General features: G+C 71.1%; 14 protein-coding genes. 11 read left to right on the forward strand and 3 right to left on the reverse strand.

Going from position 1 to position 14,136, the window contains the following annotated elements; genetic code table 11:
* Genes P6281_RS02075 through P6281_RS02090 form a run of 4 tightly spaced genes read left to right on the forward strand, consistent with a single transcriptional unit; the run spans position 1 to position 4,196 of the window.
* A complete protein-coding gene (locus tag P6281_RS02075) occupies positions 1-927 on the forward strand; it encodes an ABC transporter permease (RefSeq protein ID WP_324738597.1) in 927 nt (308 codons plus the stop codon).
* A complete protein-coding gene (locus P6281_RS02080; protein ID WP_008263391.1) occupies positions 920-1,795 on the forward strand; it encodes an ABC transporter permease in 876 nt (291 codons plus the stop codon). Before P6281_RS02075 ends, P6281_RS02080 begins: the two co-directional genes overlap by 8 nt.
* On the forward strand, positions 1,792-3,411 hold the full coding sequence (locus P6281_RS02085; protein WP_014383708.1) for a dipeptide ABC transporter ATP-binding protein: 1,620 nt from the start codon (positions 1,792-1,794) through the stop codon (positions 3,409-3,411). The genes P6281_RS02080 and P6281_RS02085 overlap by 4 nt, the downstream gene beginning before the upstream one ends.
* 26 nt (positions 3,412-3,437) lie before the next feature.
* On the forward strand, positions 3,438-4,196 hold the full coding sequence (locus P6281_RS02090) for a hypothetical protein (RefSeq protein WP_008263395.1): 759 nt from the start codon (positions 3,438-3,440) through the stop codon (positions 4,194-4,196).
* 446 nt (positions 4,197-4,642) lie between these two features.
* Here P6281_RS02090 and P6281_RS02095 read toward each other — a convergent pair whose 3' ends face one another.
* The gene (locus P6281_RS02095) at positions 4,643-5,500 is read right to left on the reverse strand and encodes an HAD-IB family hydrolase (RefSeq protein WP_008263396.1); all 858 of its coding nucleotides are present in this window, start codon (positions 5,498-5,500) and stop codon (positions 4,643-4,645) included.
* 499 nt (positions 5,501-5,999) lie between these two features.
* Between P6281_RS02095 and ssd the strand changes: the two genes are divergently transcribed.
* From ssd to P6281_RS02130, 7 genes are read left to right on the forward strand one after another with little or no spacing between them, the layout of a single operon-like run.
* Positions 6,000-7,052, forward strand: coding sequence for a septum site-determining protein Ssd (gene ssd, locus P6281_RS02100; RefSeq protein ID WP_008263398.1), 1,053 nt, complete (start codon positions 6,000-6,002; stop codon positions 7,050-7,052).
* A complete protein-coding gene (locus tag P6281_RS02105) occupies positions 7,049-8,212 on the forward strand; it encodes a TadA family conjugal transfer-associated ATPase (RefSeq protein ID WP_014381704.1) in 1,164 nt (387 codons plus the stop codon). The genes ssd and P6281_RS02105 overlap by 4 nt, the downstream gene beginning before the upstream one ends.
* Positions 8,209-9,009: a type II secretion system F family protein gene (locus tag P6281_RS02110; protein ID WP_008263413.1), complete on the forward strand. Its 801-nt coding sequence runs from the start codon at positions 8,209-8,211 to the stop codon at positions 9,007-9,009. Before P6281_RS02105 ends, P6281_RS02110 begins: the two co-directional genes overlap by 4 nt.
* 15 nt (positions 9,010-9,024) lie before the next feature.
* Entirely contained in the window at positions 9,025-9,621 is a 597-nt protein-coding gene (locus P6281_RS02115; RefSeq protein WP_179300125.1) for a type II secretion system F family protein, read from the forward strand.
* Positions 9,622-9,639: 18 nt separating this feature from the next.
* Positions 9,640-9,840 carry a DUF4244 domain-containing protein gene (locus P6281_RS02120; protein ID WP_008263417.1) on the forward strand — a complete coding sequence of 67 codons (201 nt, stop codon included), beginning with the start codon at positions 9,640-9,642 and terminating at the stop codon, positions 9,838-9,840.
* 35 nt (positions 9,841-9,875) lie between these two features.
* Positions 9,876-10,163, forward strand: a complete 288-nt coding sequence (locus P6281_RS02125; RefSeq protein ID WP_026071053.1) for a TadE family type IV pilus minor pilin — start codon at positions 9,876-9,878, stop codon at positions 10,161-10,163.
* Positions 10,164-10,182: 19 nt separating this feature from the next.
* Positions 10,183-10,500: an Rv3654c family TadE-like protein gene (locus P6281_RS02130; RefSeq protein ID WP_324738598.1), complete on the forward strand. Its 318-nt coding sequence runs from the start codon at positions 10,183-10,185 to the stop codon at positions 10,498-10,500.
* Here the strand turns inward: P6281_RS02130 and P6281_RS02135 are convergent.
* Positions 10,497-11,522 carry a PAS domain-containing protein gene (locus P6281_RS02135; protein ID WP_014941195.1) on the reverse strand — a complete coding sequence of 342 codons (1,026 nt, stop codon included), beginning with the start codon at positions 11,520-11,522 and terminating at the stop codon, positions 10,497-10,499. The genes P6281_RS02130 and P6281_RS02135 overlap by 4 nt on opposite strands.
* A 71-nt stretch (positions 11,523-11,593) precedes the next feature.
* A complete protein-coding gene (locus P6281_RS02140; protein ID WP_201409033.1) occupies positions 11,594-13,927 on the reverse strand; it encodes a DEAD/DEAH box helicase in 2,334 nt (777 codons plus the stop codon).
* Positions 13,928-14,136 lie beyond the last annotated feature (209 nt).

A 14,136-nucleotide genomic window follows, 5' to 3' on the forward strand; every position in this document is an offset into this window, starting at 1 on the left:
ATGGGTTGGTATATCGCGCGCCGGATCGCCGTCATAGTGCCCGTGTTCCTGGGCGCCACGTTGCTGATCTACGGCATGGTCTTCCTGCTGCCCGGCGACCCGTTGGCCGCGATCGCCGGCGATCGCCCGCTGACGCCGGCGGTCGCCGCGCAGCTGCGGGCCCGCTATCAACTCGACGACCCGTTCATCGTGCAGTATCTGCACTACCTCGGCGGCGTTCTGCATGGCGACCTGGGCCGCGCCTATTCCGGGCTATCTGTCAGCGACGTTCTCGCACATGCGTTTCCGGTCACCCTGCGGTTGTCGTTGATCGCGCTCGCGGTCGAGGCGGTGCTGGGCATCGGATTCGGGCTGATCGCGGGCCTGCGCGCGGGTGGCCTCTTCGATTCCACGGTGTTGATCACCGGCCTGGTCATCATCGCGATCCCCATCTTCGTGCTGGGATTCCTGGCGCAGTTCGTGTTCGGGGTCCGGCTCGGCATCGCCCCGGTGACCGTGGGGCAAAGAGCCACCTTCACCCGCCTCCTGTTACCCGGAATCGTGCTGGGCTCGGTGTCTTTCGCCTACGTGGTGCGGCTGACCCGGTCGGCGGTGGCCGCCAACGCGCACGCCGACTACGTGCGCACCGCCACCGCCAAGGGATTGTCGCGACCCCGCGTCGTGACGGTGCACATCCTGCGCAACTCGCTCATCCCGGTGGTGACGTTTCTGGGAGCGGACCTGGGTGCGCTGATGGGCGGGGCCATCGTGACCGAAGGCATCTTCAACATTCACGGGATCGGCGGTGTGCTCTATCAAGCCGTCACCCGGCAAGAGGCTCCCACCGTGGTCTCGATCGTGACCGTCCTGGTGCTGATCTACCTGCTCACCAATCTGATGGTCGACCTGCTGTACGCCGCGCTGGATCCCCGGATCCGTTATGGCTGAGCGGATCCCCGGACGGGGCGGATTCTGGCGCGACACCTGGCGGCGGCTGCACCGGCGCCCGAAGTTCATCGGTGCGGCCCTGCTGATCGCGTTCATCGTCGCCGTCGCGATGTTTCCGGCGCTGTTCACCACCGTCGACCCGACCTACGCCGACCCCGGTCAGAGCCTGCTGCCCGCGTCGCGCGCGCACTGGTTCGGAACCGACTTGCAGGGCCACGACGTGTACGCCCGCACGGTGTACGGCGCGCGCGCCTCGGTCACGGTGGGCCTGGGGGCCGCCGCGATCGTGTTCGTCGTGGGCGGTGCGCTGGGTGCGCTGGCCGGCTTCTACGGCGGCTGGATCGACGCGGTGGTCTCCCGCGTCACCGACGTGTTCTTCGGGCTGCCGTTGCTGCTGGCCGCCATCGTCCTCATGCAGGTCCTGCACCATCGCACCGTCTGGACGGTCATCGCGATCCTCGCGTTGTTCGGGTGGCCGCAGGTGGCCAGGATCGCGCGTGGTGCGGTGCTCGCGGTGCGCGCCAGCGACTACGTGCTCGCCGCTAAAGCGTTGGGGATGAGCAGGTTTCAGATCCTCCTGCGGCACGCGCTGCCCAACGCCTTGGGACCGGTCATCGCGGTGGCCACCATCGCCCTCGGCCTCTTCATCGTCACCGAGGCCACGTTGTCGTACCTCGGTGTGGGATTGCCGACGTCGGTGGTGTCGTGGGGCGGCGACATCAATCTCGCCCAGACGCGGCTGCGGGCGGGCTCACCCATCCTGTTCTATCCCGCCGGCGCCCTGGCCATGACCGTGCTGGCCTTCATGATGATGGGCGACGCGCTTCGCGATGCGCTGGATCCGGCGTCGAGGGCGTGGCGGGCATGAGCGCGGACGCCTCGCCACTGTTGTCGGTGGACGGCCTGGACGTCAGTTTCGGCGGCCAGGCCGCGGTGCGCGGCCTGGACCTGTCGGTGTTGCCGGGGCAGACCGTCGCCGTCGTGGGCGAATCGGGATCGGGGAAATCCACCACCGCCGCCGCGATCCTCGGACTCCTTCCCCCCGGCGGGCGAATCACCGGCGGGCGCATCGTGTTCGACGGCGTCGACATCTCGGCCGCCGACCGCCGAGCGATGCGTGCGATCCGGGGCCGGCAGATCGGCTACATTCCGCAGGACCCGATGACCAACCTGAACCCGGTGTGGAAGGTCGGCTTTCAGATCCGGGAAGCGTTGCGGGCCAACACCTCCGACTCGCGCACCCGGCAGCGCGCGGTGGAGCTGCTCGCCGCGGCGGGGATGCCGGACCCGGCGAAACAAGCCGGGCGCTACCCGCATCAGCTGTCCGGCGGCATGTGCCAGCGTGCGCTGATCGCGATCGGGTTGGCGGGCCGGCCGCGGTTGTTGATCGCCGACGAGCCGACCTCCGCGCTGGATGTCACGGTGCAGCGGCAGGTGCTCGATCACTTGCAGCGGCTCACCGCCGAACTGGGCACCGCGCTACTGCTCATCACGCACGATCTGGCGCTGGCCGCCGAGCGCGCCGAGTCCGTCGTCGTCGTCCACCGGGGGACCGTCGTGGAATCCGGTGCGGCACGGGCGATCTTGCGGAGCCCGCAACACGAATACACGCGGAGGCTGGTCGCCGCCGCGCCGGCGCTGACGGTCCGGGGTGGCGCGCGGTCGCGTCCCGCAGCGGTGCGTCCGGACGAGGCGGCCGACGACATCCTCGTCGCCTCCGGGTTGACCAAGATCTACCGCGAGCCCCGCGGTGTTCCGTGGCGGCGCAGCGAATTTCGCGCGGTCGACGCGGTGTCGTTTCGGCTGCGCCGGGGAAGCACACTGGCGATCGCCGGGGAGTCGGGGTCGGGTAAGTCCACCCTGGCGCGGATGGTGCTCGGCCTCCTGGCTCCCACGGCGGGCACGGTGGCGTTCGACGGCACCCGGATCGACGACGCGATGCCCCGGGACGCGCAGCTGGCTTTCCGCCGGCGGGTGCAGCCGGTGTTTCAAAACCCTTACAGCAGCCTGGATCCCATGTATTCGGTGTTTCGCGCCATCGAGGAGCCGTTGCGGATTCATCGGGTCGGCGACCGCAGGCAGCGCGCACAAGCGGTGCGCCGGCTGGTCGACCAGGTGGCGCTGCCGTCGTCGGTGTTGGACCGCCTGCCCCGCGAACTGTCCGGCGGTCAACGCCAGCGCGTGGCGATCGCTCGAGCGCTGGCGTTGCGTCCCGCGGTGCTGGTCTGCGACGAGGCGGTCTCAGCCCTCGACGTCCTGGTCCAGGCGCAGATCCTTGATCTGCTGGCCGACCTGCAGACCGAACTGGGCCTGGCCTACCTGTTCATCAGCCATGACCTCGCGGTGATCCGGCAGATCGCGGACGACGTCTTGGTCATGCGCGCGGGCCGCGTGGTGGAGCAGGCGCCCACCGAGGAACTGTTCACTCGCCCCGGCCACGAGTACACGCGGCAGCTGTTGGATGCCATCCCGCACGCGCGGTGAATCCGGCGGAGATAGGTTGTCAAGCTGTGACGGCTGATCCTCTGGCGCCCCTGATGGAACTGCCCGGCGTCGCCGAGGCAAGCGACCGCGCCCGCGAGGCGCTGGGGCGCGCCCATCGCCACCGGGCCAACTTGCGCGGTTGGCCCGTGACCGCCGCCGAGGCCGCGCTGCGGGCGGCCCGCGCGTCGTCGGTCCTCGACGGTGGTCCCATCCGGCTCGAGGACCTCGCCGACGCCGGCAAGGTCAGCGATCCGGTGTTCGCGGGCGCGCTTCGGGTGGCGCAGGCGCTCGAGGGCGGCGAAGGCCCCGTCGTCGGCATCTGGCGGCGAGCACCCCTGCAGGCGCTTGCCCGCCTGCACATGCTGGCCGCGGCCGACCAGGTCGACGCCGAGCATCTGGGTCGCCCGCGCGGCGATTCCGGCGTGGGTCCGCGGCTCGAGTTGTTGGCGGAGCTGGTGAACGGCCGCACCCAGGCGCCGGCCCCGGTGATCGCCGCGGTCGCGCACGGTGAGTTGTTGACGTTGAAGCCATTCGGCAGTTCCGACGGCGTGGTCGCGCGCGCGGTGTCGAGGTTGGTGACCATCGCCAGCGGGCTGGACCCGCACGGGTTGGGCGTGCCCGAGGTCAGCTGGATGCGCCAACCCGCGGCGTATCGCGACGCGGCACAGGGTTTCGCCGAGGGCACGCGCGAGGGCGTGGGCGCGTGGCTGGTGCTGTGCTGCCGGGCGATGCAAGCCGGGGCGAAAGAGGCTCTGGCGATCGCCGACTCGATGTCGAATCGGTAGCTGGCGCAGTAGCCCGAACGCGGGGAAATCGGGCCCGGAAACGTGTAGAGCGGGCGACGTTCCGAATGATCGGTCCGCCGCCCGCTAGCACGGGACTCGGTTACCAAGCGTGCATTTCTGGGCTGCGTGGGTTGGCCTCGGCGATCTCGCGACGCTTCTGGCTGCAGCCCCACCCAAAGGGCCGTCGACGCTTCCGCTCTTCGCAATTACGCAGGCCCGCAACACTTCTGCCATTTTCGCGGCTATGACTCCGCGTGGGTGCCGGGCACCGTGCTGGGCGCCCGGGTCGGGAGATCGAACCTTCTCTTCCGGATCGACCTAGGCCTCACCGGGCTTCCGTGGTTCCTTTGTACTACTAGACCCCTAGCACAGCAAGAGCCAATTCGCGAAATGGCGCCGAATACGTTTTGTATTGCGCGTGTAACGCGTTTGCTGCCGCCGCCGGCTCAGAACGCGTAGCGGCGCAGCAGCGAATAGGTGACCGCGCCGGCGGCCAGCGCGCTGATGCCCACCGCGGCGGTGGTGGCGATCGCCGCGCCCGACGGGGCCGGGATGCGGTCGCGCAAGGACACCGGGCGGGAGAACGACATGACCGGCCAACCGCGCTCGAGGGCTTCCCTGCGCAACCCGCGGTCGGGATTGACGACGCTGGGGTGGCCGACCGACTCGAGCATCGGCAGGTCGGTGATCGAGTCGGAGTAGGCGTAGCAGTGTTCCAACGGATAGCCCTCGCGAGCGGCCAGCTCGCGGATCGCTTGGACCTTGCCCTCGCCGTAGCAGTAGAACGCGATCTCGCCGGTGTACCGGCCGTCCTCGACGACCATGCGGGTCGCCATCGCGTGGGTGGCGCCCAGGGCGCGGGCGATCGGCGCGACGATCTCCTCGCCAGAGGCCGACACGACCACGACGTCGCGCCCGCACAATTTGTGGGCGGCGATCAGATCGGCGGCCTCGGCGAACACCAACGGGGTCACGATGTCGTGCAGCGTCTCGTTGACGATCGACTTGACCTGTTCCACGTCCCAGCCGGTGCACATGTTGGTCATGTGCGCCCGCATCCGATCCATCTGGTCATGATCGGCACCGGAGAGCAGGTAGATGAACTGGGCGTAGCTGGACTTGAGCACGGCGCGGCGATTGAGCAGGCCCTGGGCGAAAAACGGTTTGCTGAAAGCCAGCGTGCTGGACTTCGCAATGATCGTCTTGTCCAGATCGAAGAAGGCCGCCGTGCGGGCGTGGGTAGTGGTGCCTGCCGCTGATTGCCCCGCGGCTGACTGCTCCGCAGCCGGGTCGAAGACGGTCACGGACCCAGCATAGGTCGGCGGTGACGTCGGGCCGCGATCCCGCACCGGAAATGGCCGCTCAGGGCCGTGCGAGGGTCGGGTGACGCCGTGTTTACGCGGCTCAAGGTCATTTTTCAGTAAATGATCTATTGCGTTATTGCGGACTGTCATGTGTATAGTAAGCATTACTCGGCCTGAGCCGAGGGTGTATCAGCCCGACCCCCCGGGGCTGATGCACGACGACCCTCGCCTCCTCCCCCCCTGGCGGGGGTCGTCCCTTTTCTCGGGTCTTTTTGGGCGGTTTCCCCCCGATTTCGGGCGCGTGGGCCGGCCCTCGACGCGTTGCGGGGAATCCGTCCGTCGTCGCTGGCGCACCGCCGCCGCACGTGGTTTGTGCACACTCGCGTCTCTATCCCCAAATCCGCGTTTGGGACTGGTGTGCCAGGTTGGGGCGCTGCACAGTGGGCGGATGACTGGCACTTCCGGAGCACAAGGCGCCCATCACGCGGGTGTGTTGGCGATGCTGGCGGAGCCCGAACTGCGCGCCGAGGTGGAGCGGGTGGCGGCCGCGGCCGGGGTGCGGTTGGTGCATGCCGGCGGCGCGGCGCCGGTGAGTCGCAAGACCTGGACGGCGGCGGCGGCCGTCGTGCTGGACGCGCGGGCGGCCGCGCGGTGTGAGCGCTGGGCGCTGCCACGCCGCGATCACGTGACCGTGCTGACGGTGGGCGAGCCCGAGTCGACGACGTGGGCGGCCGCCGTGGGCGTCGGCGCCGAGCACGTGCTGCGACTGCCCGGGCAAGCGGCCGACCTGGTTGGCGCGTTCGCCGAAGCCGCCGAGTCGTCGCGCGACGACGGGTCGCGCGGCCACGCCGTGGCCGTCATCGGAGGCTGCGGCGGGGCCGGCGCCTCGTCGCTCGCGGTCGCCCTTGCTCAGGCCGCCGCCGACGCGCTGCTGGTGGACCTCGACCCGTGGGGTGGCGGCATCGAATTGTTGCTCGGCGGCGAAAACGCGCCGGGCTTGCGCTGGCCGGACCTGGCCCTGCAGGCTGGGCGGCTCACCTGGTCGGCGGTGCGCGATGCGTTGCCGCGACACCGCGGCATCAGCGTGCTGTCCGGAACGCGGCGCGGGTACGAGGTGGACGCCGGGCCGGTGCACGCCATCGTCGAGGCCGGGCGTCGCGGGGCGGTCACCGTGATCTGCGACCTGCCCCGCCGCTTCACCGACGCGACCCAGGCCGCCCTGAGCGCCGCCGATCTGGTCGTGGTCGTCAGCCGCTGTGACGTGCGTGCGTGCGCGGCGACCACCGCGATGGCGCCGGTCCTGGCCGCCACCAATCCCAACGTCGGCCTGGTGGTGCGGGGCCCGTCGCCGGGCGGACTGCGCGCGGTCGAGATCGCCGAGATCGCGGGAATGCCGCTGCTGGCGGCGATCAAGGCGCAGCCGCAACTCGGCGAGCAGGTCGAACGCGGCGGCCTGCGGTATCGGCGTCGGTCCGCGCTGGCGGTGGCGGCCCGCGAGGTGCTCGGGGTGCTGCCGCCCGCGCGGGCGGCGCGGAACGGGCGGGCGGCGTGAGCGGTTCACTGATCGAACGCGTCCGCGAGCGGCTGGCCGGCGAAGCCGGCCCGCTGGGTCCGTCGGTGGTGGCCGCCGCGATCCGGGCCGAGTCCGGCGGGATGCTCGGCGACACCGAGGTGCTGGCCAATCTCCGCGTGCTGCAGACCGAACTCACCGGCGCGGGCATTCTCGAACCGCTGCTCTGCGCGGACGGTACGACCGACGTCTTGGTGACGGCACCGGACGCGGTATGGGTCGACGACGGCAACGGTTTGCGGCGCACCGGGATTCGCTTCCCCGACGAGCCCGCGGTGCGGCGCTTGGCGCAGCGGCTGGCGCTGGCCGCCGGCCGGCGGCTGGACGACGCGCAGCCCTGGGTCGACGGCGAGCTGTCCGGCATCGGAGCCGGGGGATTCGCGGTGCGGCTACACGCGGTGCTGCCGCCCGTGGCCGCCGCGGGCACCTGTTTGTCGCTGCGGGTGCTGCGGCCGGCCAGCCAGGACTTGGCGGCCCTGACCGCCGCGGGCGCGATCGACCCCGTGGCCGCCGCGCTGGTCGCCGACATCATCGCCGCCCGCCTGGCGTTTCTGGTGAGCGGCGGAACCGGCGCGGGCAAGACGACATTGCTGGCCGCGATGTTGGGCGCCGTACCGCCGGCCGAACGGATCGTCTGCGTCGAGGACGCCGCCGAATTGGCGCCGCGGCACCCGCATCTGGTGAAGCTCGTCGCGCGGTGCGCCAACGTCGAGGGCGTCGGCGAAGTCCCGGTGCGCCAACTGGTCCGGCAAGCGCTCCGGATGCGGCCCGACCGCATCGTGGTCGGCGAGGTCAGGGGCGCCGAAGTGGTGGACCTGCTGGCCGCGCTGAACACCGGGCACGACGGCGGCGCGGGCACCGTGCACGCCAACAGCCCCGGCGAGGTTCCCGCCCGCCTGGAGGCGCTGGGCGCGCTCGGCGGCCTCGATCGTGCGGCGCTGCACAGCCAACTCGCCGCGGCCGTGCAGGTGCTGCTGCATGTCGAACGCGATCGCACCGGCCGGCGGCGACTCGGCGAGATCGCCGTGCTGCAACCGGTTCAGGGGCAGGTCCGGGCGGTCACGGTGTGGCACGCGGATCGGGGGATGACGGACGACGCGCCCCGGCTGCGGCGCGTCCTGCAAAGCCGGATGCCGGCGTGAACGGCCCGCAGGCCGGCGCGCTGCTCTTGGCGCTCGCGCTGGTCATCGGCCGGCCCTCGCCGCGGCGACGGCTGCGCGCGACGGCGCAACCGAGGTGGCGGCTCCCCTCGCGCGGGCTCCGCGGGGTGGCGTGGCTGGCCGTGGGCCTCGGCTGCGCGGGCGTGGCCCTGCTGCCGCCGACGACCGTTCTGTGCGGCGCGGTCGTGGGCGCGACCGTGAGCGTGCGTTACCTCCGTCGGCGCCGCATTCGGCGCGCGACCCGCGAGGGCCACGCGCTGGAAACCGCGCTCGACGTGCTCGTCGGTGAACTGCGGGCCGGCTCCCACCCGGTGCGCGCGTTCGGCGTGGCCGCCGACGAGACCGCCGGCGCGGTCGCGGCGTCACTGCGATCGGTGGCGGCGCGGGCCCGGCTGGGAGCCGATGTCGCCGCCGGGCTGGCCGCCGCGTCGCGCTCCTCGGCACTGCCCGCGCAGTGGGAGCGGCTCGCGCTGTGCTGGCGGCTGGCCAGTGACAACGGGTTGGGGGTTGCGACCCTGATGCGGGCGGCCCAGTGCGATATCGCTGAGCGGCAACGGTTCTCGGCGCGTGTCGCGTCGAGCCTGGCGGGTGCGCGCGCGACCGCGACGATACTGGCCGCCCTGCCGGTGCTGGGCGTGCTACTCGGCCAACTGGTCGGGGCCCGCCCGCTGACCTTCCTGCTGGGCGGGCAGGTGGGCGGGTGGCTCTTGCTGATCGGGTCAACGCTGGCCTGCGGCGGGCTGCTGTGGTCGGACCGCATCGCCGATCGGGTGGCGTGAGGTGGAGACGCGCGAGTGGGTGTAGCGGCAATGTTGCTGGCCACGGCGCTGTGGATGGCTCCCGGTCCGTCGCTGACGCGACTGCGTGCCGGCATGCCGTCGCGTGGCGGCCGGGCGCTCGCGACGGCCCGGCGAACGGATGGCCCGGATCCGTTGGCGGTCGCGTCCTGTCTCGACGTGCTGGCCGTGTGCCTGCGGGCCGGGATGGCGGTGTCGGCCGCCGCGGCCGCCGCTGCGCCATCCGCCCCGCCGCACCTGGCCCGCGTCCTGCGCCGCGCCGCCGACCTGCTGGCGCTGGGCGCCGATCCCGCTGTGGCATGGGCGATTCCGTCGGACCACTCCGCGCGGCCGGACGACACGCACATCGAAGCGCTGCTGCGGTTGGCCCGGCGTTCGGCGTCCTCGGGCGCGGCGCTGGCCGATGGCGTCGCCGAGTTGGCCGACCAGTCCCGTCACGACGCCGCACACGCGGCCACGGCCGCCGCCGAGCGGGCGGGGGTGCTCATCGCCGGGCCGCTGGGCCTATGTTTCTTGCCGGCATTCGTCTGCCTGGGCATCGTCCCGGTGGTGGCCGGCTTGGCCGGTGACGTGCTGCAGTCGGGTCTACTGTGAAACGAAAGGAAGTCCTTGATGATCAACAAGTTTCGCGAATTCGCCGCGCGCGTGGCCGTGCTGGCGGCCGACGAGTCGGGCATGTCGACGGTCGAGTACGCCATCGGCACCATCGCGGCGGCGGCGTTCGGCGCGGTGCTGTACGCGGTGGTCACCGGCGATTCCATCGTGTCGGCGCTGACCAACATCATCGGCCGTGCGCTCAACACCAAGGTGTAGCCGGCAGTGCCGGCGCGAGCACCGTTGAGGCGGCGCTGGGCATCGCCTCGCTCGTCGTCGTGCTGGTGCTGTGCCTGGCCGGTGTCAGCGCCGTCTCGATGCAGGTGCGCTGCATCGACGCCGCCCGCGAGGCCGCCCGGCTGGCCGCCCGCGGCGACGAACGCTCCGCGGTGGCCGCCGCGGTCCGGCTCGCCCCCGCCGGCGCCCGGGTCGACCTGCACCGCGACGGCGACTTCCTGGTCGCCACCGTCGCCGCGCATTCGAAGTTCCTGCCCGCCTTGGATATTGGCGCGAACGCGGTCGCCGCGGCCGAGCGGCCATGACGATCGGGGGTCGGCCACGGTGGTCGCCGCCTGGATGGTCGTGGTGCTGCTCTGGGCGACCGGCGTCGCCGGCTACCTGGGCTCGGCGGTGGTGGCGCGTCACCGCGCACAGGCGGTGGCCGACCTGGCCGCCCTGGCCGCTGCGGCGCGGCTGACGTCGGGATCCGCCGCGGCCTGCATCCAGGCCGCGGCCGTCGCCCGCGCGATGCGGGTCGACGACATCGGCTGCGTGGTCGACGGTCTCGATGTCGTCATCACGGCGCGGGTGCCGGTCGTCATCGCCGGTACGGCACGTGCCACCGCGCGGGCGGGGCCCGCCGGCGGGCGAAATGGCTAGGGCGTCTGCGGCAGCCCCGCGGCCGCCAGCTCGTCGTCGGTGGGCAATCGCAGGGAGACCAGCCCCGCGTATGTGTCCGGCTCCAGTTCGACCCGGTTGACGGTGACGTGCACGGGCACCCAATCCGCGTCGTGGCCGGGCAACCGCAACACCCGACTGGTGGCGCCCCCGCCGAATTCCCTTGTCATGGTGGACATCACGTCCTGATCGTCGGGATGGACCCGCGGTTTTCCGGTCTCGCTGCTGCGCCAGTCATAAAACGTGCAGGGCTCGTCGAGCCATTTCAACAGGGTCCAGTTGTTGAGGTCGATCAGCGCGCGGTGCACCCCGGCCTGGGCGAGGCCGCTGAGGATCCGTTGGGCCAGATCATCGGTCGACACCGCCGGGCCCTTGAGTTCGGATTGCCAATTGATCGCCCGCGCCACCAAGTGCTCCCGGCCGTCGGGCCCCGGCTCCAAGATCGTGCGCGCGACGAAACCTATCCGGATGGCCTTGCCTCGCCAGTCGGTGAGATCCCAGGTGCTGCATAGCGTTTGGTCGGGCTTGGCCTTGACCGCCATGGCGAGCACCTTGGTTTCGTTCGGGTTGAGTTCGCGGGACGGAAGGTCCTCGGCGAAAGCCCTGCCGAAGGTGACTTCGACTTCGGGATTCTTGCCGCTATTGATCAGCGATTCGCGGGTGTCGGTCGCCACCCCCATGGTCAGGTCCCACTTCAGCGGCCCCGGAATCGGACGCTCGGGTGGGTCGATGTCCGACGGCCCGGTCCACACGTGCACGCCGTGGATGAGCCCGTCGGACATCACCACGGGTTCGGTGCGAATGATGCGATCGCGCTTGGGCGTGATGCTGGTCAGGGCCTGTCCGGTCTGGACCGATTCGGCGATCGCCGTTCGCACCGCGGCGAGATAGGGGCTGCGGCGCAGGAAGGTGGTGATCGGGACGAGATTCTTCAGTTGGCGCCCCTGCGCCACGACGGTGGGATCACCCCCGAGTGTCTCCACGAGCAACCAGTCGTGGGCCATGCGGCTGAGTTTACGGCGACGGGACGGATCCGTGGGAGCGGGTGAACCGGCGGGCGACCTCGCCGCTGTGCTCAGCGCGACTCCCGGGGCAGCTCCGCGAGTACCAGCCGCAGCACCTGCACCGCGCCGGCCTTGTCGAGCGGGTCGTTGCCGTTGCCGCACTTGGGGGACTGCACGCACGACGGGCACCCGCGGGGGCATTCGCACGCCTCGATGGCGGCGGCCGTCGCGGCGAGCCACGTGCGGGCCCGGCGGAAGCCCCGTTCGGCGAATCCCGCGCCGCCCGGATACCCGTCGTAGACGAAGACGCTGGGCAGCCCGTCGGGACCCGGTCCCACCGCGGTGGACAAGCCGCCGATGTCGCCGCGGTCGCAGCTGGCGACCAACGGCAGCAGCCCGATGGCGGCATGCTCGGCCGCATGCAATGACCCGGGAATCCGCGTGCCGTCAATACCCTTGCGCAGCAACGCATCCTCGGTGATGGTGTACATCACGGAGGTGGTGGCCAAGGTGTGCTCCGGCATGTCCAACTCGATGAAGTCGATCACCTCCCCGGAGAGCAGGCGGCGCAGGTAGCCGACCACCCCGTGGGTGACCCGGACCGGGACCAGCCCGAGCGTGACCGGCCCGAAGGCCAGACGCTCACCGGTGCCGGTGACGACGATGTCGGTGAGCTCCCGCGCGAACGTCGCATAACCGGGGTCCTCGGCGTGGACGAAGGCGATGCCCTCCTCGGTGTCCAGCGAGTCCACCACGTAGCTCTCGCCCTGATGCAGGTACACCGCGCCCGGGTGCACCGAAGCCGGTGCCCGGCCGACGTCGGTGCTGCCCAACAGCCGCCCGGTGTCGGCCTCGATGATGACGATCTGCCCGCCCGTTGAGCCCCGGATGTCCACCGCGGCATGCGGTTCCAGGCCGGGCGCCGGAAAGTACTTTCCGCTTCGCCGCCGCAGCAGCCCGTCATCGACCAGGCCGTCAGCGACGTCGGTGGCGCCGAGTTCGCGCACCTCCGGCTCGTCCAGCGGCAGTTCGGTTGCCGCGCAGAGCAGTTGCGGCCCCAGGATGTACGGGTTCGTCGGGTCGATGACGACCCCCTCGACCGGCTTGTCCAGCAGCGCGGCCGGATTGTGCACCAGATACGTGTCCAGCGGATCGTCCCGGGCGATCAACACCACCAGCGCGCCCTGGCCGCGCCGCCCGGAGCGGCCGGCCTGCTGCCAGAACGAGGCGACGGTGCCCGGAAAACCGGCGAGCACCACCGCGTCCAGCCCGGCGATGTCGACGCCCAACTCCAGCGCATTGGTGGTGGCCAGCCCGCGCAACCGGCCCTCGGCCAGTGCGCGCTCCAGCGCGGTGCGGTCCTCGGCGAGATACCCGGCCCGATACGACGCCACCGTCCGGGACAGCTCGGGGGCGATGTCGTCCAGCCGCGCCTGGGCGCCCAGCGCGGTCAATTCCGCGGCGCGGCGCGACCGCACGAAGGTCAGGGTCTGCGCTCCCTCGGCGATCAGGTCGGCCATGACGCGCGCCGCCTCCGCGCCCGCCGAGCGGCGCACCGGTGCACCGTTCTCGCCGACCAGGTCGGTCCGCAGCGCGGGTTCCCACAGGGCCACGGTCCGCGCCCCCTGGGGTGAACCGTCTTTGGTGACCTCCTGCACCGGCAGCCCGATGAGCTCGGTGGCCGTCGCACCCGGGGAATCCGTTGTCGCGCTGGCGAAGATCACCGTCGGCGCGCTCGAATAGCGGGCGCACAACCGCAACAAGCGGCGCAGCACCATCGCCACATTGGAGCCGAACACCCCACGGTAGTAATGACATTCGTCGACAACCACGAAGCGAAGACCCCGCAACAGCACCGCCCAGCGGGCGTGATTGCGCAGGATCGACAAGTGGATCATGTCGGGGTTGGAGAACAACCAGCGGGAGCGCTCCCGCGCGAAGCGGCGCACCTCGGCGGGACTGTCGCCGTCGTAGGCGGTGGGAGCCACCGCAAAACCGGGTTCATGCAGCCGCGGAATCGCCGCGGTCAGGGCGTGCGCGGCCCGCAGCTGGTCATGCCCCAGCGCCTTGGTCGGCGACAGGTAGAGCACCCGGGCCCGCGGATCGGTCGCCAGCGCGTTGAGGACGGGAAGCTGATAGGCCAGCGACTTGCCCGAGGCGGTGCCGGTGCTCACCACCACGTGGCGGCCCGCGTAGGCCAACTCCGCGGCCGCGAACTGATGCGACCAGGGTGCGGCGATCCCGCGGTCGGCGAACGCCTTGACCACGTCGGGCTCGGCCCACGCCGGCCAATCGTGCGGCCGGCCACTGCGCGGTGGCAATTCGGCGACGTGGCGCAACGGCCGTTCGTCCGTCGCGGTTCCGGCGAGCGCGGCGGCAAGCAGCTCACTGCCGAAGCTCGCCATCTCACCCCGCTCGGAATCGCTGTTCGAATCGGGCAAACACACAAGTCTGTCGCCGACGCGATGAACATGGTTGACTAATTGCGGTCGCAGCTTCTGTGTTCGTGTCAAACTTTCGCAGGATCGACGTTGCGGCCGCGGTTCCTGCGAGGTTAATCGGTCGGGTGAAGTTCCGGCGACTCAGCGAGGTATGGCGGTCGTACCAGGCCCGG

This window comes from Mycobacterium sp. 5-140-3-2, from assembly GCF_035666375.1.
In the GTDB taxonomy this organism is placed as follows: Bacteria; Actinomycetota; Actinomycetes; order Mycobacteriales; family Mycobacteriaceae; genus Mycobacterium; species Mycobacterium intracellulare.